This window comes from Marinimicrobium alkaliphilum (genome assembly GCF_003259155.1).
Lineage (GTDB): Bacteria > Pseudomonadota > Gammaproteobacteria > Pseudomonadales > Cellvibrionaceae > Marinimicrobium_A > Marinimicrobium_A alkaliphilum.
In genome coordinates this window covers 212,213-237,452 of the sequence record NZ_QGMQ01000001.1, presented here as the reverse complement: position 1 = coordinate 237,452, position 25,240 = coordinate 212,213, and the positions used below count along the sequence as shown (strand labels likewise).

Below are 25,240 nucleotides of genomic sequence, written 5' to 3'. Positions count from 1 at the left end.
TGCTCAACTTAACCAGAATTGGCGGTCTGAGGAGGCAAAACTAGGCCGCTGGTCGAAAATTCGTCATTTTTAACGAGCAAAATTCCCCAGTTTCCAGTATATTCGCAGCCTATTTTCACCCCCGTGTTCAACCCAGCTTTAGAGAGCGCTATGACTGATCTATCCCTTTACCGCAACATCGGCATCTTCGCCCACGTAGACGCCGGCAAAACCACTACCACGGAGCGTATCCTTAAGCTGACGGGTAGAATTCACAAGCTCGGCGAAGTGCACGAGGGTGAATCCACCACCGACTTCATGGACCAGGAAGCCGAGCGCGGCATCACCATCCAGTCGGCCGCCGTCAGCTGCTTCTGGAAAGGGCACCGCTTCAACGTCATCGACACCCCCGGGCACGTTGACTTTACCGTGGAGGTTTACCGTTCGTTGAAGGTACTTGACGGCGGTATCGGCGTGTTCTGCGGCTCTGGCGGCGTGGAGCCCCAGTCCGAGACCAACTGGCGTTATGCGAACGACTCCAAGGTGTCGCGACTGATTTTCGTCAACAAGCTGGACCGCATCGGTGCGGACTTCCTGCGCGTCACCGATCAGGTAAAAAAGGTTTTGGGCGCCAAGCCGCTGATCATGACCCTGCCCATCGGCCGCGAAGACACCTTCTCGGGCGTAGTGGACCTGCTGACCCGCAAAGCCTACGTCTGGGATGAGACTGGCCTGCCGGAAAACTACACCGTCACCGATGTACCGGCCGATATGGTTGATGACGTCGAGATGTACCGCGACCAGCTGATTGAAAACGCCGTCGAGATGGACGACGACCTGATGATGGCCTACATGGAAGGCGAGGAAGTCAGCGAAGACGACATTAAGCGCTGCATCCGCAAGGGCACCCTGGAGCTGGCTTTCTTCCCCACCTACTGTGGTTCGGCCTTCAAAAACAAAGGTATGCAGCTGCTGCTGGACGCCGTTGTCGACTACCTGCCCGCGCCGCAGGAAGTGAACCCGCAGCCGCTGACCGACGAAGAAGGTAACCCGACCGGCAAACACGCCATCGTGTCCCCCGACGAGCCCTTCCGCGCCCTGGCGTTCAAGATTATGGACGACCGTTTCGGCGCCCTGACCTTCGTGCGCATCTACTCCGGCAAGCTGAACAAAGGCGACACCATCCTCAACTCCTTCACCGGCAAAACCGAGCGTGTGGGCCGGATGGTTGAGATGCAGGCCAACGAGCGTAATGAGCTGTCTTTCGCCACCGCGGGCGACATTATCGCCATCGTGGGTATGAAAAGCGTGCAGACCGGTCATACCCTTTGTGATCCCAAGCACCCCTGCACCCTGGAAGCCATGGTGTTCCCGGAGCCTGTAATCTCCATCTCGGTGTTCCCGAAAGACAAGAGCGCCACCGAGAAGATGGGTATCGCCATCGGCAAGATGGTCGCCGAAGACCCCACCTTCCGCGTTGAGACCGATATCGACTCGGGTGAGACCATCCTCAAAGGCATGGGCGAGCTGCACCTGGATATTAAAGTGGATATCCTCAAGCGCACCTACGGGGTTGAGCTGACTGTCGGCCAGCCGCAGGTGGCCTACCGCGAAACCATCACCCAAGAGATCCAGGACAGCTACACCCACAAAAAGCAGTCTGGTGGTTCCGGTCAGTACGGTAAGATCGACTACACCATCAAGCCCGGCGAGCCGAACACCGGCTTTACCTTTACCTCCTCGGTTGTGGGCGGCAACGTTCCCAAGGAATTCTTCCCAGCCATCGAGAAAGGCTTCAAGTCCATGATGGGCACTGGCCCTCTGGCCGGCTTCCCGGTGTTGGACGTGGTTGTCGAGCTGACAGACGGTGCTTCCCATGCCGTTGACTCTTCGGCGATCGCATTCGAAATCGCCGCCAAAGGCGCCTTCCGGCAGTCCATGCCCAAGGCCGGCCCGCAGATGCTTGAGCCAATCATGAAGGTGGACGTGTACAGCCCGGAAGATCACGTGGGTGATGTTATTGGTGACCTGAACCGTCGTCGCGGCATGATCTCCGGTCAGGAGCCAGGCGCTACCGGCGTTCGCATTAAAGCCGATGTACCGCTTTCAGAAATGTTCGGTTACATCAGCACCCTGCGCACCATGACCTCTGGCCGCGGTCAGTTCTCCATGGAGTTCTCACACTACGCTGGCTGCCCGGCCAACGTGGCCGAGACCGTGATCGCCAAAGAAAAAGAGAAGATCGCCGCCGAAAAGTAACCCCGGACTGGTGTCACTCGGAGCCCCGCCAGCGAAAGCTGGTGGGGCTTTTTTTTGGGCTCGATGCGATCGGTGGGGTCACGATCGATGGGAGCCTCAAACATTAGCCTGGACTCATGACCTTAAGTCGTTCCCGCAACACCGCCTCCGCCCTTTCACGCATAGGCTCCGGCATATAGCAGCTCTGGATCAAGGCGGCCGCCTTGTCCTCCAGAGAGACCAGTTTGCTGGCAAAGTTTTCAATCGCTCGCTCTGGAATCTTCAGCCGGCGCCCCAGCTCAATGAAATCCTCCAGGGAATAGAAGCCCAGACGCTCGAAGCTCTTCGTAAAGTCATCGTTGGCCAGCAGGTCCAGTGCCAGAAAGCTGTCCCGGGCCATGCCTTCAAAGCCGTCGCAGAACAGAACGTCGTAGTTTGGGGTGAGTCGATCGTAATAGCTGTAGAGTGCGTCAGCTGTGGCGCGACGCAGGCTCAGGTTTTTCAGGTGCAGGTCATCGTTCCCCATCACATAGGCGAGCATCACTCGCTTGATCATGTCCAGGACGGGCGCCGGCTTGCCATGGGTGGCTTTTGAGATGATGTGGCCCGCTTCTTCGTAGCTGAGCCGGTATTTGTCCTCGGGTGGGAGTCCCGCGGCTTGCAGCAGATCCTCCTGGGGCGCCTTATTGCCCTTGGCGTCGCGGTCAAACCGGCGGCACACATAGGCGAGTTCTCCGTCTTTAAAGGGGACCAGGCCGCACAGTGCGGTCTCGATGCCAACCAGGCGGCTCAATTCCATGCCCGCGTGTTCGTTCTCGGCGGCGTGAGGATAGGCTTCGGGGCTTGGCTTGAGAATGTAAAGACCGCCCTCGTCTACCGGTACCAGCTCACCGGCGCGCACCCCCAACGGGAGCTTCTCTTGAACACCGGAGATGGACATCCCTTTGGTGTGCCGGGCGCCGGTCTGGAAGAATTCAGCCCGGGTAAACGGCAACACAGGTTTTACCTTTAAGCTGCCGAACAGGCGCTTATACTCGGTATCCCGGTAGCCTGGGTGCGTCTCTTTACCCGTCAGAGGCTTGAGGCTGATGTGACAATACTCACTCATCGTTCATGACTCGGCATAATGCTGACCGCGCCCACCAGGTCACGGCCATTGGCCAGAAGAAGCCCAAATCGATCCTCTTCGGCAATACGCTGGGTTTGGGATTGGGTTCGTCGTAACCAGCCCTCGGACACCAGGTTGGCGAAGTACCCGGGAAAGTGATCAAATTCATAGACCGTTTGGCTGAGCGGAAACTGGACCCCTATCGGCCGGCCGCCGTTGGCTGGGTAGTCTTGGTCATAGGTGAACCGGTACCCAGCGTCGGTTTCCTCCAGGATGCCGGCGAACACCCCCAAAAAGTACACCTCGGCCTTTCGTTTTTCGGCACTGGCCATACTAGTCTCCGATGTACAGTCTCAGCCCCAGGGCGGCAGCGAGCCGCTTCAGTGTATCGAGCTGCACCGATAGCTGCCCGTTTTCCACATTGACCACAGAGGTAATGCCCACGCCCGCCAACTCCTGAAGGTCGACCTGCTTGAGCCCCTGGCGGAGCCTAGCCTCACGGATTACCTTTCCGGCCTGCTCAATGGGTACCGGTGGCCGTGCCCCCTTGGACCGGTACTGGGCCAAAGCCTCCTCTTGGGCCTTTGCCAATTCGACCAGCTGCTCCAACTGCCGGCTTAAGCGCTTAGCTTCCATCGTTAATCACCAGAAATATGTAAGTATCTATTATATGGAATAATAACCTACAAAGATCCAGCATTTCCACAAGATATAACCGGATATATGAAATTTATATCGTTACTTTACTAAAAAAGCCGGAAATCTATAGCCGCTTATACCCTGGGCTACCTGCCCATCCACTGGCATCACTACTGTGAAAATGACGGCGGGAGGGCTCCGCCGTTTTATCCGAACCGCGCCTGCAACCAGCTATTGATGGCAGTGGATTCATATAGCCATTCCTCCTGACCGTCATCATGCTGAATTAACAGGCAGGGCACTTTGAGCTTGCCGCCGCCAGCCTGGAGGGCGGTGCGGTGGTCGGGGTTGTTACGGGCGTCTCGGGTTTCCACGTTCAGCCCCTGGCGGGCCAGCTCTTTGCGGACTTTGATGCAGAAAGGGCAGGCTTTGAACTGGTAGAGGGCCAGCTTGTCGGCGGCCTGATCCAGGGCGTGCTGCTCTTCTGGGCTGCGCGGCAGGGGGCTGGGCGTGGTGAGCTTTTCGCTCAGGAGCATAATTGGGGTGAGAATGAGGCGGGCGGCGCGGAAGCAGTAGCGGATGATGATTTTCATGGAGTGCCTTGGATTGGAGGATGGACTTCTTAAGGCCCTGTGGGCGGAAATAGGTAGCATCGGCTTCGGCCCGCATGATACTCGGGCGGGGGAGCTGGATCAATGAGAGAGCAACCCATAATAGTCACTCCAACTCTAAGGCTTCCCAAGCCTGGTATATAGTGACAGCCTTCCGATTTCGGTGCTCAGCTTGTACCCCATAAACAGGCGAGTCATAACATCCCATAGGCAATGTGAACTCCCCATGACTGTGAAGACCCCTCGTATTCTCGCTATTCTCGCCCTGATACTCCTGGGCGCCCTTACCGCTGCTTACTCTGACTCCGACCGGGGGCCTCTTCCGCGGATCAGGACGATCGGCTGACCTCTGTGCTGATCTTCTCCAAATCCTCCGGGTGGCAGCACGCATCCGTCCCCGCCGGCGTCGCAGCAGTGACGGATTCGGTGGAAGCGCAAGGCCTGCCCCCGACTATTCTTCGGCTCAGGCCCCATTTGCCCAAGAATTGTCCAATTTCACCCATTTGGGCGATGTGCCATCAAATTCGAAAGGGCTAACCTAGACATATTTGTTCGAATAGGGAGATCTTTGTGAACTGCCCTTGCCACAACAAACCCTGTTAAGGACACTCTTATGACCCATCGAATTCCAGCCTTGCCTTTGATTCTCATACTCGCCGCAAGCGTGCTATTCAGCGCATGCGGCGGTGGCGACAGTGGCGACGACTCGCCGACGCCAGACCAGGATAATGGCCCGGATCCGGGTAATGGGACAGGCGATGAAAGCCCTATTGAGGTCGAGGATGTCGCGCGTCAAATACACAGTCTGGGTGTCAGCGGAGCTCAGGGTTTTGTCATTACAGGCGGAGGTGATCTCAATGCCGAACCCCCAACCCGGCACCTTGAGGGTCATACAGAATCGATGAACACGCTGCCAGAGGTCAATTCGGACCTGACCCCATTGAACGAGCATAACGAGCTGGAGGCTGACACACTCTATAAAGTAACCGAAGACGGTCGTCTGGAGCGCGTGCCTTTCAATACCGAGAGCGGCGAAGAGCTTGAGAGGGGCTCCGTACAGGCGCGGAACATCGTAGAGATAGGCCCTGACTTCGTCTACTTGGCACTCCTTATAAGAGTCGAACGGCTGCATGACGCCAACGACCCAGACAGCGCCCGTTGGTTTGAGGAGGAAGAGGTCGGAGTGCTGGTCAACAAAGACACCGGTCTGGCCTATTTGGCTGAGGAAGCCTTTGGTCCGGCCCATAATATGCCATGGGACGATGAGCAAGCCCGCCACCTCAACAATAGTTTGCGCTTCGATCCACAAGGCAACATCTTCTATGCACCTTCCCCCTGGGCGCAAAACAACCAACCACTCATCATTAACGTCAGCAATCTGGGAAGCGGGGACCTCACCGCCCAAGCCCTGTTCAGCACTCACACCGTCGCCGACTTCGAATTGTCCGGCGACGGATCGCTGATGGTATTCAGCGGCTACAGCAATCAGAATAATAACCAGGTTTACCTGGCATACGACGTCGACAATGACGAGCTGATGACGTTGCAAAGCCTGACTGACGTCGGAGCCGATAACCCTCCCCGCGCCATTCTTCGCGACCTCGACGGTCAGATTTATGTCGTTTACTCAATCTATACACAAGGTGTAGGGCAGAGCTTCCCCTACTTTCGGATCACCCGATCCGAGTCAGGCCAAGTAGAAGCACAAGAGGTGGGGGAACTCACCGCGGTATTTGGCAGTGGTACAGTAAACAATAACAATATTCTCACTTATAGCTATGGATTCAGCGGTCGAGGCTTCGGCATCCATGGAACCAACATTCATAATCCCAATGGCCGACAGGTCATCAGCGGTCGCCTTGTATACACCGACCTCCGTGGCATGGTTTATGACGTGGACTTAGCCAATGGAGTGGTCACCGAGCACGATCAGATCACATCCCTGTTCAGCGACTTCAACGACATGGTACCCACCGAGCGTCACCTCTGGGTAGAGGGCACGTCCAAAGCGGGAGAGCCGCTGGTTGTGCGGTTAAACCCGGCCAGGCCAGACGACTGGGTCGAGCTAACGTTCGATGCCAATTTCGAACTGGCGAATTTCGAACCCACCGGTGACCGGATTCTGTTTGAAGGCGTTCGGCTATCGGATCAGGCAACCGTCATTGGCGAAATGACGGTTGAGGGGGAGCAGCTGAATATCACCGTCTACGAGGCAACCGAAGCACCCATTCTGACCCTACGGGCTATTACTCCGGCGGACTTCGTCAGAGTCGACGGCTATCCCGGCGACTGGCAAACCGACTGGCGAGTACTCAGCAGCGCCGCCGGCACCGGCCCCGAAGGCAGCGATCTAATGCACTACAGCGAACTCAGCGGCCGGGGTGAGTACCTCGGGCTGATCGAGTTTAATGGAGCTATCGACAACGAGCACCTCACACGGGTTCGCTTCGATACTCACGAGATTATCATTTCGCCGAGCGGCATCGGGGTCCGCACCAGCGCCGACAACTTTGGCACCGACCTGACCATCGCCGAAAATGCTCGCTTCGCCCTGGGTCAAGTGCTGGAGTTCGCTCTGGACTCGAGCCTGCTGGGCGAGAGTCAACCAGAACTGCAATATGTCAGTCGCTTCGCGCAAGAACCGTTCGGCGCCGTTGAGCTGATTGAAGAGATAGACGGTAATGATGCGGCCTTGGAGCTAGCGGTGACACTGGGCTCACGCCTTGGAGAAGAGGTTATCAAAATACCTCTGTCGGAAAGTGAGACGCTGGAAATCCGCTGGGACGAGGTAGCTCTCATCAACCAGGACGGCGAAAACGCTCGGCCTGATGATACGGTGAGCTTTCCGGCCGATGATGCCCCCGGCGCGCTGATCGCGATCGAAATCGAGGAAGCCGCTTTTAACGACCCCGAAGCATTGTATGAAAACTTTACCGCCACCGATCCAGAGGGGGTTTTTGTGGAAGAAACTCTAGACACCCTCAACTGACCCGATTCCGCGAAGGCTTCTGCTCTTTAGTTGAATGGCCTGCATGGCGGAAAGCCCCGCTCCGAGGAGCGGGGCATGTACTGCTTTCGGAGTTACAAAAAATCACGGCCTATTGTCGAATAGTGCTCATTGCCTGCTCTCTATAACCATCAAAAATGAGAGAGCAACCTGTAATAGTCATCTGGACTCGCAGACCTCCCAAGTCTGGTATATAGTGACACCCTTCCGATTTCGGTGCTCAGCTTGTACCCCATAAACAGGCGAGTCATAACATCCCATAGGCAATGTGAACTCCCCATGACTGTGAAGACCCCTCGTATTCTCGCTATTCTCGCCCTGATGCTCCTGGGCGCCCTTACCGCTGCTTGCTCTGACTCCGACCGGGGGGCCTCTTCCGCGGATCAGGGCGATCGGCTAACCTCCGTGCTGATCTTCTCCAAATCCCCCGACTGGCAGCACGAGTCGGTCCCGGCGGGTATCCAAGCGGTGACGGACCTGGTGGAGGCGCGCGGCCTGACACCCGTGGCGACGGAAGACGCCAGCGTGTTCACCGACGAGAAGCTCCAGACAATGGCCGCCGTGGTGTTTGTGAACACCTACGGGGAGATCTTTAATAACCAACAGCGGTTGGCATTTGAGCGCTATATCCAGGCGGGTGGCGGCTTTGTGGGTATTCATTCGGCGGCGGATACGGAGAGCGATTGGCACTGGTACCGGCGGCTGCTGGGGGCGGCTTTCAAATCCCACCCCGAGGATCCCTCGGCGGTGCAGGAAGCCAGGGTCAACGTGGTCAATCCGCATCACCCCGCGACCGCAGCGCTGCCCAAGCAGTTTCGTTTTACCGACGAGTGGTATGACTTTACCTCGCTGTCGGACCGGCGCACGGACTTGCTGACCCTTGACGAGCGCAGCTACCAGGGCGGCCAGCACGGCGCCTACCACCCCATCGCCTGGTACCACGAGTTTGACGGCGGCCGGTCGTTCTACACGGGCCTCGGCCACACCATCGAGACCTTTAGCCACCCCCTGTTTTTGACGCACCTGGACGGTGGACTCGAGTATGCCCTGGCAGAGCGTCAACCGCTGGACTACACCCGGGTGAGGCCCGACCCGCGCCGCTTCCAGCGCAACATTCTGGTGGATGACCTGACCGAACCGGTGAGCTTTGACCTGACCGATGACTACAGCGCCGCGATGATTGCCCAGCGCCAGGGCAAACTGCTCTGGCTGGATGTGGCCACGCAGGAGCTGTCCGTGATGGCGGAGTTTGATGTGTTCTCGCCGGCCCAAAATATCGAGTTTGGCCTGATTGCGATCGCCTTCGACCCTGACTTTGCCGACAATCAGCTCATCTACGTCATGTACAACATTCCGGACGAGAGCGGCGAACACGATCTGCTGCAACGGCTGTCGCAGTTCAAGGTCAACGGGACCACCCTGGACATGGACTCTGAGCAGGTTTTTATGGACATTCCCAACGATAACACCTGCTGCCACACCGGTGGCAACCTAGAATTTGACCGCCACGGCAACCTGTTCGTCGCCCTGGGGGACAACGCCAACCCCTTCGAGTCCAACGGCTCAGCGCCGATCAACAATACCGAAGACGGCAAGCATCACGATGCCCTGCGCAGCGCTGCCAACACCCAGGACCTGCGCGGCAAAATCTTGCGCATCCAGCCGGATCAGAACGGCGGCTATAGCATTCCAGAGGGCAACCTGTTCACCGACCCGGAACAGGGCCGCCCCGAAATCTATGTGATGGGCACCCGCAACCCCTACACCATCGCCGTGGACGACAGCACCGACACCCTCTATTTCGGTGATATTGGCCCCGACGCCAAGGAAGACACGGACGCGTTCGGCCCGCGCGGTTACGATGAAATCAATAAAGTGACGGAAGCCGGCAATTTCGGGTGGCCCACCATGGTGGGCAACAACATCCCCTACCGCATGTACGACTATGAGGCGGAAACCACCGGCAAGCTGTTCGACCCCCTGGCGCCGGAGAACTTCTCGCCGCGCAATACCGGCCTAGAGGTGCTGCCACCGGCGCAACCGGCTCTGATCTGGTACCCCTATGAACGCTCCGAGCGCTTCCCCGAACTGGGCCAGGGTGGCCGCAATTCCCTGGTGGCGGGCGTCTACCCGGATTCCGGCGACCTGGCCTACCCCGCCTACTACCAGGGCAAACTGATTATCAGCGACTTTATGCGTAGCTGGATCAAGGCCGTCACTCTCGATGAGTACGACAATGTGGTGAAAATCGAAGATTTCGCCCCCACCGTCGACTTTGCCGGGCCGCTCGACCTGAAAATTACCGCCGATGGCCGCCTGTGGGTGCTGGAATACGGCTCCCAGTGGTGGGCCGGTGGCAAAGACGCCAAGCTGAGTGTGATTGAGTACGATGCGGAGGCTGAGCTGGCAGAGGCGAACGAGGACGAGCCAGCCCCCGCCGTAACCGCCGAAGGCATCGGGCATGAGGCCCAGCTTGAGATCGCCGAAGGTAAAGCGGCCGCCCGAGAAACCAGTTGCGTGGCCTGCCACCAGGAACGCGGTCCCTCTGTGGGCCCAAGTCTTCTGCAAATCAAGGAGAGGTACAACGACCAGGAAGACCCCAAGGGCTTCATTGCCCAGGCCATCGCCGACGGCAGCAGTGGCAAGTGGGGCGAGCACGCCATGCCCGCCCATAACTTCCTGGACCAGGAAACCCGAGAAAAATTGGCGGCCTATATTCTGTCCATCACCCCGGAAGACGACGAATAAAAGTGTGCCACCGGCATTGTGGCCGGTGGCGTCGTCAGTATCATCATGGAGGAAATCGGCACCTTAACCAACGAGATTGCCTAGCGGGCTATTACAATTTCTTACTACTCCCTCTGAACCGGCTGTGTACAATCGGCTAAATAACCAGAGGGTTTACACCATGTATAGATACGCCCTGCTTATCGCTTTCCTGGTCGGCTGTTCCGGCGACCGGTTACCCGTCTACGACTACCAGTATGCAATCGCCTTTGACGGCCTGGGCGGCCATGTCGTCAACCATCTTTATGAACACGAGGGCCGGTTGTTGGCCGCCACCGATAAGGGGCTTTACACCCGGGGACCAGCGGGCCATTGGCAGGCAACGGGCCTCACGGAGGTGGAGCTGCACGACATCGCCATTTTGAGTGCCGATCACTGGATAGCGTCGGTACGCGAAACGGACGCGGAAGGTATATTCAGCGACCGCCTGGTTGAAAGCACCGATGGCGGCGACAGCTGGCACAGTATTGAGCACAACTTTGGCGCCGAAGAGCCCGAAACCCTTTACGGCCTCCACTACGACGACAACAACAATGCGCTTTATGCCACCGGGGTGGAAGCCTTGGCCGTGTCGCTGGATGAGGGCCGTACCTGGGCGCTGCTGGACGGCTTATGGGACGGTTTTGCGCAGCCCAAGCGGGCGATCAATCACAACCCCGCCACCAATGACATCTGGTATGGCGGACAGAATGCGATCGAACAGTTGGTTCTGGAACGCTACTCCCTGGACACGCAGGAAGCGGAGAGCTTCAGAGACCTGATGCCCAACCCCAGTGTTGTCTACGGGATTGTTTTCGATCCGGAAAATGAGGCGGGTGTTTATATCAGCGGCGAAGGCGGCATCGTCAAAACCGAAAACAACGGCGAGGATTGGCGCACGCTGATTGGGGATGTGGATTACCGCTTTTACTTTGGCCTGGCCATCGATCCGAACGATCCGCAAACGCTTTATACCGGTGGCTGGACCAAAAACTGGGACACGCCTCAGCGCCTGATTTTTGAGGTATCCGCCGACGGCGGCGAGACCTGGACCCAACACAAGCACCCAAGCACGACCCTGTATGGCGGAGTCAGAAGTATTCTGGCCACCACCGAGAACGACAAGACGGTGGTCTATCTCGGGCTCTACGGCGGTGGCATCATGCGGGTGGTGGTCACCGGAGAAGGTTAGAGGAAGCCGTTCACATCCAGCCAATGCATAAACGCATCAAACCATTTGTTGCTGGTGCGGTCGGGGTTGCCCAGTCCAAAGCCGTGGCCGCCGTTCTGATAGAGGTGGAACTCTACCGGGATGCCCGCGTTGAACCAGGATTGGATGACGCCAAACTCCCCATGGAACAGAAAGTCGTCCGCCGCAATCACGGAAAACATGGGCGGAGCGTCTTCCGGAACATCGACCGGGCCCATACCGCCGTAGATCGGCGCAATAAATGCCAGGTCTACTTTTTCTGATTCCAGCGTGGTCGCCATGGTCAGGCCGGCGCCAGCGGAGAAGCCCACCATCCCGATTCTGGAGGTGTCCACGCCCCATTCGTCGGCTCGCTTGAGAATCATTGCGTAGGCGGCTTCGACATCGGCAATCTGGTTGGACAGGTCCCAGCGGGGACGTTCGGGAACCTCATCAGCGTCGGGGGATTCACCGGCCTCTTCAAAGCGTCGGTTCATCTGGTTTTCGAAAGCTTCCAGACTCGGCGCGGTCGGCTGCAAGCGGTATTTGAGCACAAAGGCATTGATGCCCTGCTCTGCCAGCGCCTCGGCGACTTGCCAGCCCTCATTGTCCATGGACAGCCACATGAAGCCGCCGCCGGGCGCGACAATCACCGTCGCGCCATTGGCTTTTTCAGGGTCCGCCAGCACTGGGGTCAGCGTGGCGCGGGAAATATTGCGCGCCATGGGATCGCCCCACTGGCGGAACCAGCTCTCCGGCTCGGCCTGCCCTTCAACTCCGCCGGTTTCCAGCGGGATTGCATTGGGCTCCTCCGGAGCGTCCATTGGGTACATTTTTCCATCCTGGGCAAAGGTGGATGCGCTGAAGGTTATCAGTGCCGCTGCAAGGACACCTGAAAGTGTTGGAAACGGTTGCTTTATCATGGCGCGTTAGCTACTCCTGTTTGGGAATCCATAGAACTCGGTTATTGCATTCTAGTCGTTATGACTATTATAGAGGGGATTTCCCACTCTGCCGAGTTTTCACCCCATTGTCTCTGGTAAGCACTATCGTTCGACCAACCACAGGGGCGGATGCATCCGATTCCCAAAACCCATCTCATGAGGGCAAACCGATGGCTGGCACCTTGCTTCTGAATACCCGCAAAGGCACCGAAAGTATTGATCAACACCCCACGGGCGGACGCACCCGACCCCTAGCGCCGGGATGCCGCGCTGCATACGTTATGAAGAAAAATCTTGTCGCCCTGTGCGGCCTTATGTCGATACTGATGCTGTTATTCGGATGCGACACCGACGATAGCGCCGAGCTGACTGAATCCGATAAATCACGGATTGGCACCGTCGAGAGCCAGGTGACCCGCGATACTGCCCCACTGATCGACGACGAGCGCTTCACCCCGCTGATTGCCGATCAGCGCACCTTCACATTCAGTCTGCTACAGCAACTGGGCGAGCATGAGGATGGCAACCTTTTCGTTTCGCCCTATTCAATTTCGGCCGCGCTGGCCATGGTGTATGCGGGCGCCCAGGGAGAGACGCGCCGGCAGATGGCCGGGACGCTGAATTTCCCGCTCGACAATGATGCGCTGCATCCGGGGTTCAACCGTCTCGACCGCGAACTGGGAGAACGGGCCTCAGACGAAGCAGCCAATAATGGCGACCCCTTTCGCCTCGATGTGGTCAACCAAACCTGGGGGCACGAAGCGTTCGAATTTCGACAGGATTACCTAGACCTGCTGGCCAGGCACTATGGTGCCGGCATACGCCGGGTGGATTTCCGTAATGATGCCGAAGCCGTGCGTCTTGAAATCAATGACTGGGTAGAAAGGAAAACCGAAGAGCGTATCGTCGACCTGCTGCCGCCGGAAAGCCTGAATGCTGAGACCCGCTTTGTCTTGGTCAACGCCATTTACTTCCTGGGCAGCTGGAAGCATGCCTTTGAGGAGGAGTCCACCCGCAATCAGCCTTTCATGCGCCCGGACGGCAGCCAAATAGATGTCCCCATGATGCGCCAGACCGCTCACTTCGGCCACTACGCCGGAGAACACACGGTGGCTGTGTCCATGCCCTACATCGGCGACGACATCGAGCTGGTGGCGATGATGCCCGCCGATGCTGACAACTTCAATCGGTGGGCCGCCGAGTTGGATCGTGAGCACTTTGATGGGGTACTCGAAAACATTAACTCGCGCGACGTTGCGCTGCATTTTCCCCGTTTCGAGTCCGGCTCAGACCTGAAACTGTCGGAGCTTCTCGAGTCCATGGGCATGGTGGATGCCTTCGACGAATGTGCGGCCGACTTCAGCGGCATCACGGGGGCCGACCCCTGCATTCCCGACCGCGCCATTTATATTGACGAAATTTTCCATAAGAGTTTCGTCGACATTGACGAGTCCGGTACCGAGGCAGCGGCTGCCACCGCAGTGGCCATGGTACGCGTGACTTCTTTGGGACCCGAACCACCGACAGTACGCTTCGACCGACCGTTCTACTACTTCATCCACGACCGCCCGACAGGCCTCATCCTGTTTGCCGGACGAATGCTTGATCCGCTTCAGGATGATTGAGCAAGGTCTACAGCGAGGGGCTACCTTTCAGCAGCGCAGATTGGCGCTGCTGAAAGGTATTTCCAAGGGAAAAGGGCAGTCCTGAAGGGTAGAACAACTTCTCATCAACAAGCCAAGGAGCGGATGAAGAAGTGATTCAAATAGTCTGGCAGGCAAAGGTGGCCTGACTCTACTTATTACCCCTGTTAAAAACGGGGGATTACCCACCCTTCGGTCCAGCCCGGCTCAAAGACGCTGATGTGGTGGTGGACTTCAAATCCGAAACCACACCCAACGATATTGTCAGCGTGATAGCCACCGAGCCACTCACCAGCGATGAGACCTCGGATATCTATCGTCCTGGCGAGTGGCGCTTGTGGCACAGGGGTGAGACTGTAATGGCCGGTTGCCCGTGACCACTGCGTCCGGTTAAGGCAGGGCATTGAGCTTGGAGAAACAGCCAGAAGTTACTCTTGATTGTCCCTATAATTTTTCACACTGCTGTAAAATTGACCAGCCGTAATGAACGGAAGAATCGCTACTGCAGACAACCCGATCAGATCCAGATAGAAATCCCCAGCCTCCCACATTCTAGCTAAGGCCGCCATGCTCCCAGCCAAACTCCAAAAAGCGCCAACTTTAAAGCCATACTTGGCGGCTTGCCTCACATCAAATCCGTTCCGAATACACCGAGAAATCAATAGGCCGTTAACGAAGAAAAGTACCAGCAGCAAAAAAAACACTAATGCACTCATATACTAAACGGGTCCTCAGTTTGCAGGAATAATAGCGCCTAAACTAATTGATATAGCCTGGCCATTTCTTTTTCCGTTTCACACTCACGCGTCCGGTGAATGCTGCTGAAAATATACCCACTCGGATCCGTCGCATTGAGCGGATTATTCCACACATAACTGTACCGGTTCAGGCTCCGGGTGGTGCGCGGGTCCTGTACGATCGGGTCGGTCTGGACGAAGCGGGCGAGTTTGGGGTCGTATACCCGGCCGCTACTCGCCTCATCCGTGAGGCTCGCACTGCGGGCTTCCGCTACGCGACGTTCAAAATTGTTCCAGACAATTTTGTCATATGAGTCAGGCCTACTTCATCCAAATGCTCATGATCCGTGTAGCCCCGCGTGGTATCCGGCTTGAGCACTACCCGAAAGGGTTGATCCAGTTGTGGCCAGTAAGAGCCGCTGCCAAAGACCGGCTTTCTCGGCTGGCCCCAGGGGTCATAGTAGAACTCCTGGGTCGCCGCACCGGTATGGTCAGTCAATAACGAGGTACTGCCCAAGTGGTCGCGAATGACATAGTGGGTTTCACTGTTGATCAAACCACCGCCAGTGGTGCGCTCTTCCTTGATAATGGCCACGCCGCCGATCTGTCGGCGCCAGTGGACAGTATTGTCCAGGTAGTGGATTTTCTCAACATTGCCGTTGTTGTCGTAGCTGTAGTTGGTGCTACCGGCACGGCAAAGCGCGTGGGGGCCGGCGTTTTGGCTGGCGCTGCACTGGGCGCCGTAACGGTGGGTGACACCGGCCTTGTTGGTGAGGTTATCCCGAGTGTCATAGGCATAACTCTCGTAGGCAGTAAAAGTGCCACTGGCGTACTAGCCAGTCAGGCGGCTCATGGTGTCGTAGCTAAAATTTTCTTCCAGGTCGCGCGAGTTGAAGCCCGAGCCAAAGCCGAGCTCACGGCGCTGGTCCGAGTTACCCGCGTCACCCCAGTCGAGCCGTTGATCTTGGATCAGGCATTTACGCAATTTTACTTACAGGGTCGCAGTCGTTCAAGTTCGCACGACTGCGGGCGGTATCGAAGATCTGGAATATCCGGCTCTATTTATTAATAGCTATCGTGGGAACCGTCATTAATTTCGAAGCCATCACGACTTCCAACAAAGCTTTTCAGGTTTTCACTATCCAAGCTATACTTATCAAACATTTCCTGCCTTGCTCTATCGTAGTCTAATCGAGACTGGTCACTAAAACAGTCGTTATACGACTCTTTGCTTGAAAAAAGTACGCATGCATAAGCAACATATTTAGAGTTAAGTTTATAGCGCCGCACAGTCTTGACAACCTGACTGGAAGAGCGGACACATGAAGGCCCGTAATCTTTAGTCAAAAGCGCTGGCAACTTTGATATATAGGCCTTAATAGCTCGCCTCTTCATCCAGTTACTAATTCCCAAAACAATCATCCTTTATCACAGAGAAAATTTTTAACTAAGTTCCGATGAATAAAAAGAACTGAGAACACCCACAGAAAAATCAACAGTCAGTGCATACCCAACCTGGGATCATAAGGGTTTTTAGACGCAACCCGGGTTATTTTTAGGCACGACTTTAACCAAAGAATTCCACCCTTAATAGGGTTGAATTTCATCGTTAAAAACGCAAAGTTTCTAAACGCCATAAGGTGGCCTAACCCATAAGCCTTTCGGTAGTATTTCATTGCAGTTGAAACATCTTTAGGGACCCAAATACCATGAGCATACATCAAACCTAAACCATAGAAAGCTCCCATTTCCTCGGAGTCTTCAAGTAAAGACAAATGCTCATAAGCCCTACGATAATCATCATCAGTCTTGCCGCGCTGCAAGTAGGCGCGTGCCAAGCAAAGGTGCGCCTTAGGGTCATCTAGCGACTCGATCGAATAATTATACCACTGGATAGCCTTATCGACGTCCTTTTCTATGCCCCCGCCACCTAATTCATAAATGTTTCCTACTTCGACGAGCGCGGTGGAACAGCCCTCCTTGGCTAGCCGCTTGAAAATAAAAAGTGCCCCTGAAAAATCTCCTGAGTTGAACCGATTCACGGCTTGACTCCACCTCGATTCACGGTCGCATGCAAAATTTTTAGCCAATGCCTTCTCCAAACTATGGTCCGCCGAAAGATCGAATACTGCTTTGAGTACTTACTCTCCGCTGCGTGTTTTTTGCTCTATAAATATCTCTTATCAATTGCCGAGCGGGATTTATAACAACACTGCGGGAATTGGTTTGACCCAGCACACATAGCGAAGCTATAACAAGAAGAAAGCAAAAATAATTTTTACTGCGCAATGTATTTTATCTGACATTGATAACGTTCCTCCTTGCCCAATTAAATGCATTAAGTAAGGCAGTTGCGCAGATTTCTGCTAGACGCCGCCCTGGAGCGAAACGCGGGCTCCGCGTGAAACGCTAGTAGTGATACCGAAGTTGAGCAGAAAATGTTGAATCGCCGCCAACGACACCTTCGGTATTACGCCAAATCAGGCGCCGAGATTCACCTTAGCCGCCAGCTCATCGTTGTCGGCAACGCTCAAGGCTTCCTGATAGCGTCGGTGGAGTATTCCGACTCGCTCGATGTAGGTTCGGGTTTCTGCAAAGGGGGGCACGCCACCGTGGCGGCGGACGGCGCCGGGGCCGGCATTGTAGGCGGCTGTAGCCAGGCGAACATCGCCACGGTGTTGTGTCAGCAGGCGGGCGAGGTAGCGTACGCCACCGTCGATGTTCTGCTCGGGTAGAAACGCATCGCCCACGCCCAATTCCTGCGCGGTCGCGGGCATCAACTGCATCAGGCCCTGGGCGCCCTTGGGTGAGAGCGCCGTGGGGCGAAACGCGGACTCCGCGTGAATCACCGCGCGCACCAAGGCGGGGTCTACCCCATGCCGGGACGCGGCCTGGTCGATGATGTCCTGGAATTGACGGGTAAATAGCGGCGTATTGTACCAATCCACCTGGGAATCCAGGTCGCAGGCGAAGCAGTTGTAATGCAGCACTTCATAGCGGCTGCCCCGGGGGGCACGGTCGGAAAACGACATCACGCCGCTGTCATTGCGGTATTTGTAGACTTCGATCGTCGACCGGGTGCCACCGCTGCTGCCGTAAACCTGAACGCTCAGGGGCAGTAACACGCACATCAGTAGGGGCAGGCGTAATTTCACTGGGCGTATCGCTCTGGTGTTATTGGACTAAGGGCCCCGAGGGCAAGGCGCCGTTTCCGGTATTGTAGAACAGTTTTTAATCAAAAGGCAGAGGTGGGCTCGCGGCAAGTTCCTGCCAACGCCGGAAAATCAGGGCTGAGCCATCACCGACACCCTGTCATTTTTCAGGCGTTGAGCGGGGGTTAGGTCTATCCTTAGGGCACTATGACTTACGATGAATACAACGCATTCTGCGGTGCCCTGCCCGCCACCTCCCACGTCGTCCAATGGGGCGGCGCTCACGTGTGGAAGGTGGGCGGTAAAGTCTTCGCCGTCGGCGGCTGGTCCAAGGCCGGCAATCCGGCCTACTCGTTTAAAGTGTCGCCACTGCACTACGAGATTCTGCAGGAAGAGCCGGGGTACCGGCCGGCGCCCTACCTGGCGTCTCGCGGTATGAAGTGGATTCAACAATACGATGCGCCACCCAGCCGGGACGACGAGCTCAAGTATTACCTGCGGGAGTCTCACCGCATTGTGTCCCTGGGGCTCACCAAAAAGAAGCAGAAAGAGCTGGGACTCAATCAAGAATGACACCGCCCCGGCCCCACTCCCCCCTGATCACCTGCCTGCTCCTGGCCATCGGCCTGGGGCTGGGCTGGTGGCTGCGCGGGGTGTGGGCGCCGCCGGAGGTGCCCGCCACTGAGGAGAATACAACCGAAGGTTACTCCGCGATTTTCCAACCACCGGTGGAACGGGTCCCCGCCCCCGCGCGGGAAGCGTTGCAACCATCGACTGACAACGGGACGCCAAGCGTCGCTCCCGTGCAACCCGCGGATACGGCGGTACCGGACCCGGCGACTCAATTACGTGAATACCTGAGCCAGCGCGCATTTGGCGCCGCCGTCGGCCTGTATCAGGCAGTGGACAGGCAGGACCGGGCCACCGCCGGGCAATTGCGGGCGATCATTCTGGACTATCTGGAAAGCTATTTGCGAGAAGGTGACGACGACGCCCTGACGGCGCTGGCGGAAGCCTTCCTATCGGTGCACTACGACGACATCGACGTACTTCTGCTACTCGCCCGCCATCAACAGGCATCCGATTATTGGGCTGAGGCGGCGCGGACCTTCCAGTTGGTCTACGCCTACAGTGCAACCCAGCCTGGCCGACGCGACACCGTCAACCAGGCCTTCGAACAGTTTGTGCGCTCGGTGGACGACGTGCTGGCAGGCGACGGCCGCTGGCAATCCCTGATGCGTTTTTACGAAACACTCAATCAGCTGGGTCTACAGCGGGACCGGGAGAGACTGCGCCTGGCGGAGCTGCACCTGAACTATGGCGATGCGCTCTATGGCCAATCGCTACTGGAAGAGCTCGCCCATCACCCGACACTCGGCGCCCGTGCCACCGCCTTGCTGAACAACACAACGCCACCGCCTGTAACCGAACGCCGATCGGCCCCGGTGGGCAGCGTGCCTTTGGAGGCGCTTGGCAGTCATTACCATCTGCCCTTGACCTTGCAGGGACGACAGGAGGTCCGTCTGGTTGTCGACACCGGCGCCAGCCTGACCACCCTCACCCAGAGCGCCTTCGATCGCCTGAGCGGTGACGTCCGCTTTGTCGAGCTGGGGCCACAGCTGTTCAACACCGCCAGCGGCACCTCCCGGGGGATGGTCTACCAAGTGGACAGCTTACAGATCGGCACTCACCGCCTGACCGACATTCACATCGCCGTTCTCGATTTCGCGACCCCGGACCACATCGACGGGTTGCTGGGCATGAATATCCTGAGCCAATTCCGCTTTGAAGTGGATCAGGATAACGAGGTGCTGCTGTTGCAGCCGCGCTAAGAGCAATCAGTCAGTGGGCTGGCTTGGGCTTTACGCGTAGGCTACCATGGTCGTTTCATTCCGTATCGGGCAAACACGTCTATGAGTACCTATCCCCAGAGCGCCCAGGACGTTTATGAGTTTTGGTTTCGCGAACTGACCAAAGCACAATGGTTCAAAACAGACCCGGCGGTGGATCAAGCCATCGTCGAACGATTCAGTCACCTACACCGGCAAGCTGCTCAGTGTGAGCTGTTTCACTGGCGGACAACCCCGAAGGGCCGTCTGGCCGAAATTATCGTTTTGGATCAATTCTCCCGCAATATCCATCGCGAATCCGCCCTGGCGTTTAGCTGCGACGCGCTGGCATTGGCACTGGCCCAGGAAGCGGTTGCCCAAGGCGCCGACCAGGCCCTTGATCCGGCTGAACGAAGCTTTCTGTATATGCCGTATATGCACAGTGAATCCCCGGCCATACACACGCTGGCCATGACCCTGTTCAACCAGCCCGGGTTGGAGGACAACCTGCAGTTTGAAATCCGCCACAAGGAAATCATAGACCGGTTCGGGCGCTACCCCCATCGCAATCAATGGTTGAACCGGGAATCGACCCCGGAAGAACTCGAGTTTCTCAAGCAACCGGGCTCTTCCTTCTAGAGCCGCTCGCTGTGTCCATTGCCGGGCAAATGCCACTAAACTTCAGGGTGAAGAAGGCATCGTCCGTTCCTGCTTTGGCGGCACCGGGGCTAAAAAGCCCACCACCAGCAACAACAGCCCAACGCCGATAAACGACACGATCCGCTCCAAGGTTTCGCTTTGAGCAAGATCCACCAGAAACAGTTTGCTCACCACCAGCGCCATCAGTCCAGCACCGCACAAATAGGGAATGCGTTGGGCGCGACGGTGCCCAAAGACCATCACCGCCAGCGCAGACAGCGCCCATACCACCGACAGGCTGGCCTGCACCCGTACCGACTCAAACAACGCATCAACCCGAAACGGCACTCCACTCCAGTGGTGGACGGTACGGGTGACTTCGCTGGTGATCAACACAAAGGCGAACGCGGATAGACCGATCAAGACCCATTCCCCGCCGGGGAGCCGGTTGACACGCGCCCAGTGAACCGTCGCCACCGCGACGGCGATAGTAGCCAACGCCAAGGGGTTGAGCAAAGGCAGATAAAAGAGCGGAGCCGGGTCACCGGACGAGTTCAATAACCACACCAAGGATGCCGCCATTCCCAGGGCGAGCACGGGTCCAACGCCGCGCAGCGACCAATCCCGGCTGTGACGGTCAACTGCAAACTGTTTGGTGCGCCATAATTGCCAGATGACTGCGTGTAGAGCAGCCGCCATAACGAGCATAAACCCGTAACGCCAAACGCCCTCCGGCAACAGCACGCCGGCAATCCAATACGTCTCGCGCAGTAGCAAAAGTGCAAGAAGCCAAACCGTCATGGCTCGCTGCCAGGGGCGCGTGATCTCCAACAGTCCCAGCTCTCCCCGGAACAGAAATGCCAACGTCAACACCACCAGAGGCCAGGCAAACCAGCCGCCAAACGCCAAAAAGTGGGTCGGGTACCTAAAGTCGAGCCAGACGACGGCGGTAAGCAGCACCAACGGCAAGTACCCACTCAACAGGCCCTGGACCTTGCGCCAATGCAAGCGTATTTGTAGCAGGCGCAGAGCGGCAGCAGTGCCCGCCAACAACACCAGCCAACTGGCAGGCAGCCAGGCCGGGCTAAGCACCCGCACCAGGTCGAACATCAAGGTAGAGAACCACCAAAGCAGCCCCCACCCAAACAACAGCCAGGACACGACGGGCGCCGCTTTGCGGAACCACTCGCTGCGCGCCTCCAACCAGCGGGCAGAAGCCAGCCCCGACAGGGCCAGAACAACGCCGCCGAGCACCTGGTCATTGAGAAACAGGCCATCGCCCGTGCGCCCGAACACAATCAGTGAATACACAAAAGCCAACCCCGCCAATCCCTGGAGCGCCGCGCCGGCGGCCGCAGGCAGTTGACGGTTCTGCCGGGTGCCGACCCAAACCATCACAGTGCCTTCCAATGCCCAGGTCAATGCGGTCCAATGCGCACTCAAGACCAGGGGCACGGCGAGGGTGGCAAAGCCAATGCCCAACGCTAAAAACGACTCGCCCAGTAAACCCACCCGGTCGCGCAAGCGCGAACGAAGCAGCACTGTCGCGGCAACCAGGTAAATCGCCGCCAGGGCCAACGCACTCGACGCGAGGCCATGCTCAAAACCCGCCACCAGTTGACTCTGCAGAGGAAACACCACGAACGGTAGCCCGAATACCAGTGCGGAGTCGACGTAGGAGCGCAGACGAATGGAACGACCCAAGGCGTACGCCATACTGATGCCCAGATACATAAAGAAAAACAGCACCAGGAACGGCTGTACCGACGCGAAGTGTTCAGGCTGGTAGAACTGATAGCCCCAGGCCGCACCGATCACAAAGGTAAACACAAAACCGATCAGGTTCAGCATTCGCCAGGGCCGCAACCAGGCCAACCCGAAAACGGCGCCGTTAAGCACGGCGTAGTAGCTGAACAGCGTGACGTGACTGCCGGCCCCCGTCGAGATCAATACCGGCGCCAGGAAACCGCCGACCACGCCAAGCACGGCCAGCGCTAAAGCGTTTTGCAAAACCGCCAGGACTCCAGCGACAACCGTGAATAACACCAACAACGCAAACGCGACTATCGCGGGCAGCAGCTGGAAAATCTGAAAAGCTGCGAACACCGTGAGGAACAGGACTCCAATCGCCCCACCCTGAAGGCTCAAGGCAAAGGCAGGCCGACGATCCCGCTGGTGCCAACCAAAGGCCAGGGCACCCGCTGCCACGGCACCCACAGCAAAAAGGCGCAGCTCAATTGGCAGCATCAGGTAGTTTTGCTCGGCCGCGTACTTGAGCAGAAACGACACACCAAAAAACGAGACCAGCACGCCGACCTTGACCGGCACATTGCCTGTCGTCAGCCAACGGCGCATCCAGCGCAACGCCAGATCGAAATAGGAGGGGGTTTGGTTGACCGGTACTGGCGCGGACCAGGCATCAGGCCCAGGCGCCGGGCTAGCGGGTCGAGGTGCAGGGGGCGGCGCCACCGAAGAGGAACGAACGGGTTCACGCGCTACAGGTTGCAACGCCTGTGGTACGTCCTGCACCGCCTTGGACTCCATTGCTTTAAGCCGGGCCTCAAGGGATTGCACCCGCTTAAGCTGTTGCTGCAACTGCAAGCGCAGCCTGTACACCACCACGGCCAGAATGACCAGAATGGCAAAAACGATCCACATTGTCGGTTCTCCCTACTTTCGAAACCCCGGGGAAACTGCCCCAGCCCCCTACAACAAGTTGCCAAAAAAAGTGTGATTCAACGCGTGCGACTCAAAGCACCAACCACGTAGCCAGGAACAACATCAAACCCATACCGAGGATGTCGGTGAAAGTGGTCAAAAAGATGCTGCTGGCCGTGGCCGGGTCGGCGCCGAAGCGTTTGAGCAATAACGGCACCGAAACACCGAATATGCCGCTGCCGACACAGGCGCCGATCATGGCAATAAAGATGACGAAGCCGAGCATGGCCGGGTTGGTGGAATCAGTGGCCATGGCATAGGCAAACATGGCAATGCCCGCGAGTGCACCCACGGCAGCGCCATTCAACGCACCCAGCAGAATTTCTTTGCGCAATAGCCGGTAGACCGGATAGTCACGGGTTTGCCCCAGGGTCATGCCACGCAGGGTAATCGCCAACGCCTGGCAGCCGGTGTTGCCGCTTTGGCCCGCGAGCACGGGCAGGAACACAGCCAGGGCAACGATCTGGGCGATGGTACCTTCAAAAATACCCACCACAAAGGCGGCGGCGAAGGCGGTGACCAGGTTCACCAACAGCCAGGGGTGGCGCATGCGAAAGGCCGCGAGCACCGGTGTGCTAATTTGCTCTTCCTTTGCCACACCGTACTGGGAGCCGGCTTGAGCGCTAAGTTCAGTCGCGATGCGCTCATACAGTTTCCAGCCCGGCACTTCGCCCACTACGCGCTGCTCATCATCCACGACCGGGTACATGCGGTAATGGCGATAGAGCACTTCGCCCACTGCATCTTCTATCGGTGTGCTCTGCTCAAAGGCAAAGGGCTCGCGCACCATGATGTCCGCCAGTGTCTCGGAGGGCTTGGCCAAAATCAGATCGCGCATGCCTACAACCCCCGCCAAGCGCTCTCCTTCTGTCACAAAAATGTAACTGATCTCGGACACATCAGAGCTTTTGACCATAAATGTCAACGTCTCCGCCACGGTACACGTTGCCGGCAGCGTGGCTGTCGCAGGTGTCATCAGCTCGCCGATGGTTTCTTCCGTTCCGGAGAGCACTGTGCGGGCCGCATCCTGGGTAATCAGTTCTCGGCTCCGCTCGGTCGCCCCCATACGCTGTGACATGTCTCGCTCCATTATCAAGTTCAATGGCCAGACTATAGCAAGTCTTCGGGTAGAGGTTGCACTAAAAACCCGGCAAACCTTGACCGGCTGGTCTAATCTCTTAACAATAACTGCACATAAATCCACGTTGCAGGGAGGCGGGATCTTGACCAAGCAACTGTTATTCATGGGGCTGCTGTTGTGGTGTGCCGGGAGTTTTGCGTACAGCGACACAGTTACCATTGCCACCGGGGAGTTTCCGCCCTGGACGGGTGCCGATTTACCCAACGGTGGCTACGTAAACCATCTGGTGGAAGCAGCCTTTAATGCCGTGGATATTGAGGTGGAGTTTGTCTATATGCCCTGGGCCCGCGCCTTTCGGGAAACCGTTCAGGGTAACTTTCACGCCACTACCTACTGGTACGACAGCCCCGAGCGGCGTGAGCTGATGCACTACAGCGAGCCGCTGGTGATCAACCGCACGGTCTTCTTCCAGCGTCAGAGCGCTGAGCCCATCGAATGGGAGCATATGGACGATCTCGCGGGCCTGCGGGTTGCGGCCACCATCGGGTACACCTACACCCCGGATTTTCACTATGCCATCAACAGCCGGAATATGGCAGGCACCTTGGTCTCCAGCGAGCTGCAGGGAATGAGTATGCTCGCCAGTGGTCGGGTCGACCTTTTTGCCTCGGATCAACTGACCGGACTGCATTTGGCTGACAATCTCGACATTGATCGCAACGAACTGCGTATTGTCGAGCCGCCATTGATAGAGGTGGAGGGCTATATGCTGGCACCTAGAACACGCGAAGACTCTGCCTCATTGATGGTGGCTTTTCACCAGGGCCTCAAGCGACTACGTCACAGCGGCGCTCTCGACGTTATCCTCGGCGACATGTATGACGTCTACGACTGACAGAATCATCGACAGCTGCTGGCAAGGCTGGCATTATGGGATTTGACCTCGACTGAATTATCAAC

The 25,240-nt window shown here is 57.3% G+C and carries 24 protein-coding genes; 10 read left to right on the top strand and 14 right to left on the bottom strand.

What is annotated here, in order from left to right; all coding sequences use genetic code 11:
* Positions 1–150 precede the first annotated feature (150 nt).
* A complete protein-coding gene (gene fusA, locus DKW72_RS01155) occupies positions 151–2,238 on the top strand; it encodes an elongation factor G (RefSeq protein ID WP_111640479.1) in 2,088 nt (695 codons plus the stop codon).
* Positions 2,239–2,341: 103 nt separating this feature from the next.
* Here fusA and DKW72_RS01150 read toward each other — a convergent pair whose 3' ends face one another.
* The 4 genes from DKW72_RS01150 to DKW72_RS01135 form a co-directional block, all read right to left on the bottom strand.
* Entirely contained in the window at positions 2,342–3,325 is a 984-nt protein-coding gene (locus DKW72_RS01150; protein WP_111640478.1) for a type II toxin-antitoxin system HipA family toxin, read from the bottom strand.
* Positions 3,322–3,657 (bottom strand): HipA N-terminal domain-containing protein, encoded by a 336-nt coding sequence (locus DKW72_RS01145; protein WP_111640477.1) that lies wholly within the window; start codon positions 3,655–3,657, stop codon positions 3,322–3,324. Before DKW72_RS01145 ends, DKW72_RS01150 begins: the two co-directional genes overlap by 4 nt.
* A gap of 1 nt (position 3,658) precedes the next feature.
* Positions 3,659–3,961, bottom strand: a complete 303-nt coding sequence (locus DKW72_RS01140) for a helix-turn-helix domain-containing protein (protein WP_111640476.1) — start codon at positions 3,959–3,961, stop codon at positions 3,659–3,661.
* A 209-nt stretch (positions 3,962–4,170) separates the two neighbouring features.
* A complete protein-coding gene (locus DKW72_RS01135) occupies positions 4,171–4,557 on the bottom strand; it encodes a glutaredoxin family protein (protein WP_111640475.1) in 387 nt (128 codons plus the stop codon).
* Positions 4,558–5,188: 631 nt separating this feature from the next.
* Here DKW72_RS01135 and DKW72_RS01125 point away from each other — a divergent pair.
* The 3 genes from DKW72_RS01125 to DKW72_RS01115 all read left to right on the top strand — a co-directional run bounded on the left by DKW72_RS01125 (position 5,189) and on the right by DKW72_RS01115 (position 11,540).
* The gene (locus DKW72_RS01125; protein WP_157960354.1) at positions 5,189–7,564 is read left to right on the top strand and encodes a hypothetical protein; all 2,376 of its coding nucleotides are present in this window, start codon (positions 5,189–5,191) and stop codon (positions 7,562–7,564) included.
* Between the two features lie 297 nt (positions 7,565–7,861).
* The gene (locus DKW72_RS01120) at positions 7,862–10,330 is read left to right on the top strand and encodes a ThuA domain-containing protein (RefSeq protein WP_232522268.1); all 2,469 of its coding nucleotides are present in this window, start codon (positions 7,862–7,864) and stop codon (positions 10,328–10,330) included.
* 160 nt (positions 10,331–10,490) lie between these two features.
* Positions 10,491–11,540, top strand: a complete 1,050-nt coding sequence (locus DKW72_RS01115; protein ID WP_111640472.1) for a sialidase family protein — start codon at positions 10,491–10,493, stop codon at positions 11,538–11,540.
* Here DKW72_RS01115 and DKW72_RS01110 read toward each other — a convergent pair.
* Positions 11,537–12,460: an alpha/beta hydrolase gene (locus DKW72_RS01110; RefSeq protein WP_111640471.1), complete on the bottom strand. Its 924-nt coding sequence runs from the start codon at positions 12,458–12,460 to the stop codon at positions 11,537–11,539. The genes DKW72_RS01115 and DKW72_RS01110 overlap by 4 nt on opposite strands.
* Before the next feature lie 302 nt (positions 12,461–12,762).
* Here DKW72_RS01110 and DKW72_RS01105 point away from each other — a divergent pair, with 302 nt between their 5' ends.
* Together DKW72_RS01105 and DKW72_RS01095 are read left to right on the top strand one after the other, a co-directional pair.
* On the top strand, positions 12,763–14,106 hold the full coding sequence (locus tag DKW72_RS01105; RefSeq protein ID WP_157960353.1) for a serpin family protein: 1,344 nt from the start codon (positions 12,763–12,765) through the stop codon (positions 14,104–14,106).
* A gap of 182 nt (positions 14,107–14,288) precedes the next feature.
* A complete protein-coding gene (locus DKW72_RS01095; protein ID WP_198411201.1) occupies positions 14,289–14,501 on the top strand; it encodes a class II glutamine amidotransferase in 213 nt (70 codons plus the stop codon).
* Between the two features lie 51 nt (positions 14,502–14,552).
* Here DKW72_RS01095 and DKW72_RS01090 read toward each other — a convergent pair whose 3' ends face one another.
* The 7 genes from DKW72_RS01090 to DKW72_RS01070 form a co-directional block, all read right to left on the bottom strand.
* A complete protein-coding gene (locus DKW72_RS01090) occupies positions 14,553–14,840 on the bottom strand; it encodes a hypothetical protein (RefSeq protein ID WP_111640469.1) in 288 nt (95 codons plus the stop codon).
* Positions 14,841–14,878: 38 nt separating this feature from the next.
* The gene (locus DKW72_RS16735) at positions 14,879–15,163 is read right to left on the bottom strand and encodes an RHS repeat-associated core domain-containing protein (protein WP_111640468.1); all 285 of its coding nucleotides are present in this window, start codon (positions 15,161–15,163) and stop codon (positions 14,879–14,881) included.
* Positions 15,133–15,456, bottom strand: a complete 324-nt coding sequence (locus DKW72_RS01080) for a hypothetical protein (RefSeq protein ID WP_111640467.1) — start codon at positions 15,454–15,456, stop codon at positions 15,133–15,135. Before DKW72_RS01080 ends, DKW72_RS16735 begins: the two co-directional genes overlap by 31 nt.
* A 237-nt stretch (positions 15,457–15,693) precedes the next feature.
* A complete protein-coding gene (locus DKW72_RS16310) occupies positions 15,694–15,846 on the bottom strand; it encodes a hypothetical protein (protein ID WP_157960352.1) in 153 nt (50 codons plus the stop codon).
* An 80-nt stretch (positions 15,847–15,926) separates the two neighbouring features.
* Positions 15,927–16,256, bottom strand: a complete 330-nt coding sequence (locus DKW72_RS16730; protein WP_408631099.1) for a DUF6559 family protein — start codon at positions 16,254–16,256, stop codon at positions 15,927–15,929.
* Between the two features lie 104 nt (positions 16,257–16,360).
* Positions 16,361–16,903, bottom strand: coding sequence for a tetratricopeptide repeat protein (locus DKW72_RS01075; protein WP_198411177.1), 543 nt, complete (start codon positions 16,901–16,903; stop codon positions 16,361–16,363).
* Between the two features lie 438 nt (positions 16,904–17,341).
* Complete coding sequence (locus tag DKW72_RS01070; protein ID WP_232522266.1) at positions 17,342–18,016, bottom strand: transglycosylase SLT domain-containing protein; 675 nt, start codon at positions 18,014–18,016, stop codon at positions 17,342–17,344.
* 204 nt (positions 18,017–18,220) lie between these two features.
* On the opposite strand from DKW72_RS01070, the gene DKW72_RS01065 reads away from it, so the two are divergent.
* The 3 genes from DKW72_RS01065 to DKW72_RS01055 all read left to right on the top strand — a co-directional run bounded on the left by DKW72_RS01065 (position 18,221) and on the right by DKW72_RS01055 (position 20,481).
* Entirely contained in the window at positions 18,221–18,586 is a 366-nt protein-coding gene (locus tag DKW72_RS01065; RefSeq protein ID WP_111640465.1) for an MmcQ/YjbR family DNA-binding protein, read from the top strand.
* Positions 18,583–19,845 (top strand): retropepsin-like aspartic protease, encoded by a 1,263-nt coding sequence (locus DKW72_RS01060; RefSeq protein WP_111640464.1) that lies wholly within the window; start codon positions 18,583–18,585, stop codon positions 19,843–19,845. Before DKW72_RS01065 ends, DKW72_RS01060 begins: the two co-directional genes overlap by 4 nt.
* 81 nt (positions 19,846–19,926) lie before the next feature.
* The gene (locus DKW72_RS01055) at positions 19,927–20,481 is read left to right on the top strand and encodes a DUF924 family protein (protein WP_111640463.1); all 555 of its coding nucleotides are present in this window, start codon (positions 19,927–19,929) and stop codon (positions 20,479–20,481) included.
* Positions 20,482–20,523: 42 nt separating this feature from the next.
* Here DKW72_RS01055 and DKW72_RS01050 read toward each other — a convergent pair whose 3' ends face one another.
* A complete protein-coding gene (locus DKW72_RS01050; protein WP_111640462.1) occupies positions 20,524–23,139 on the bottom strand; it encodes a DUF2339 domain-containing protein in 2,616 nt (871 codons plus the stop codon).
* A gap of 91 nt (positions 23,140–23,230) precedes the next feature.
* Positions 23,231–24,277, bottom strand: coding sequence for a magnesium transporter (locus tag DKW72_RS01045; RefSeq protein WP_198411176.1), 1,047 nt, complete (start codon positions 24,275–24,277; stop codon positions 23,231–23,233).
* A 145-nt stretch (positions 24,278–24,422) separates the two neighbouring features.
* On the opposite strand from DKW72_RS01045, the gene DKW72_RS01040 reads away from it, so the two are divergent.
* Positions 24,423–25,175 (top strand): substrate-binding periplasmic protein, encoded by a 753-nt coding sequence (locus DKW72_RS01040; protein ID WP_157960351.1) that lies wholly within the window; start codon positions 24,423–24,425, stop codon positions 25,173–25,175.
* Positions 25,176–25,240 lie beyond the last annotated feature (65 nt).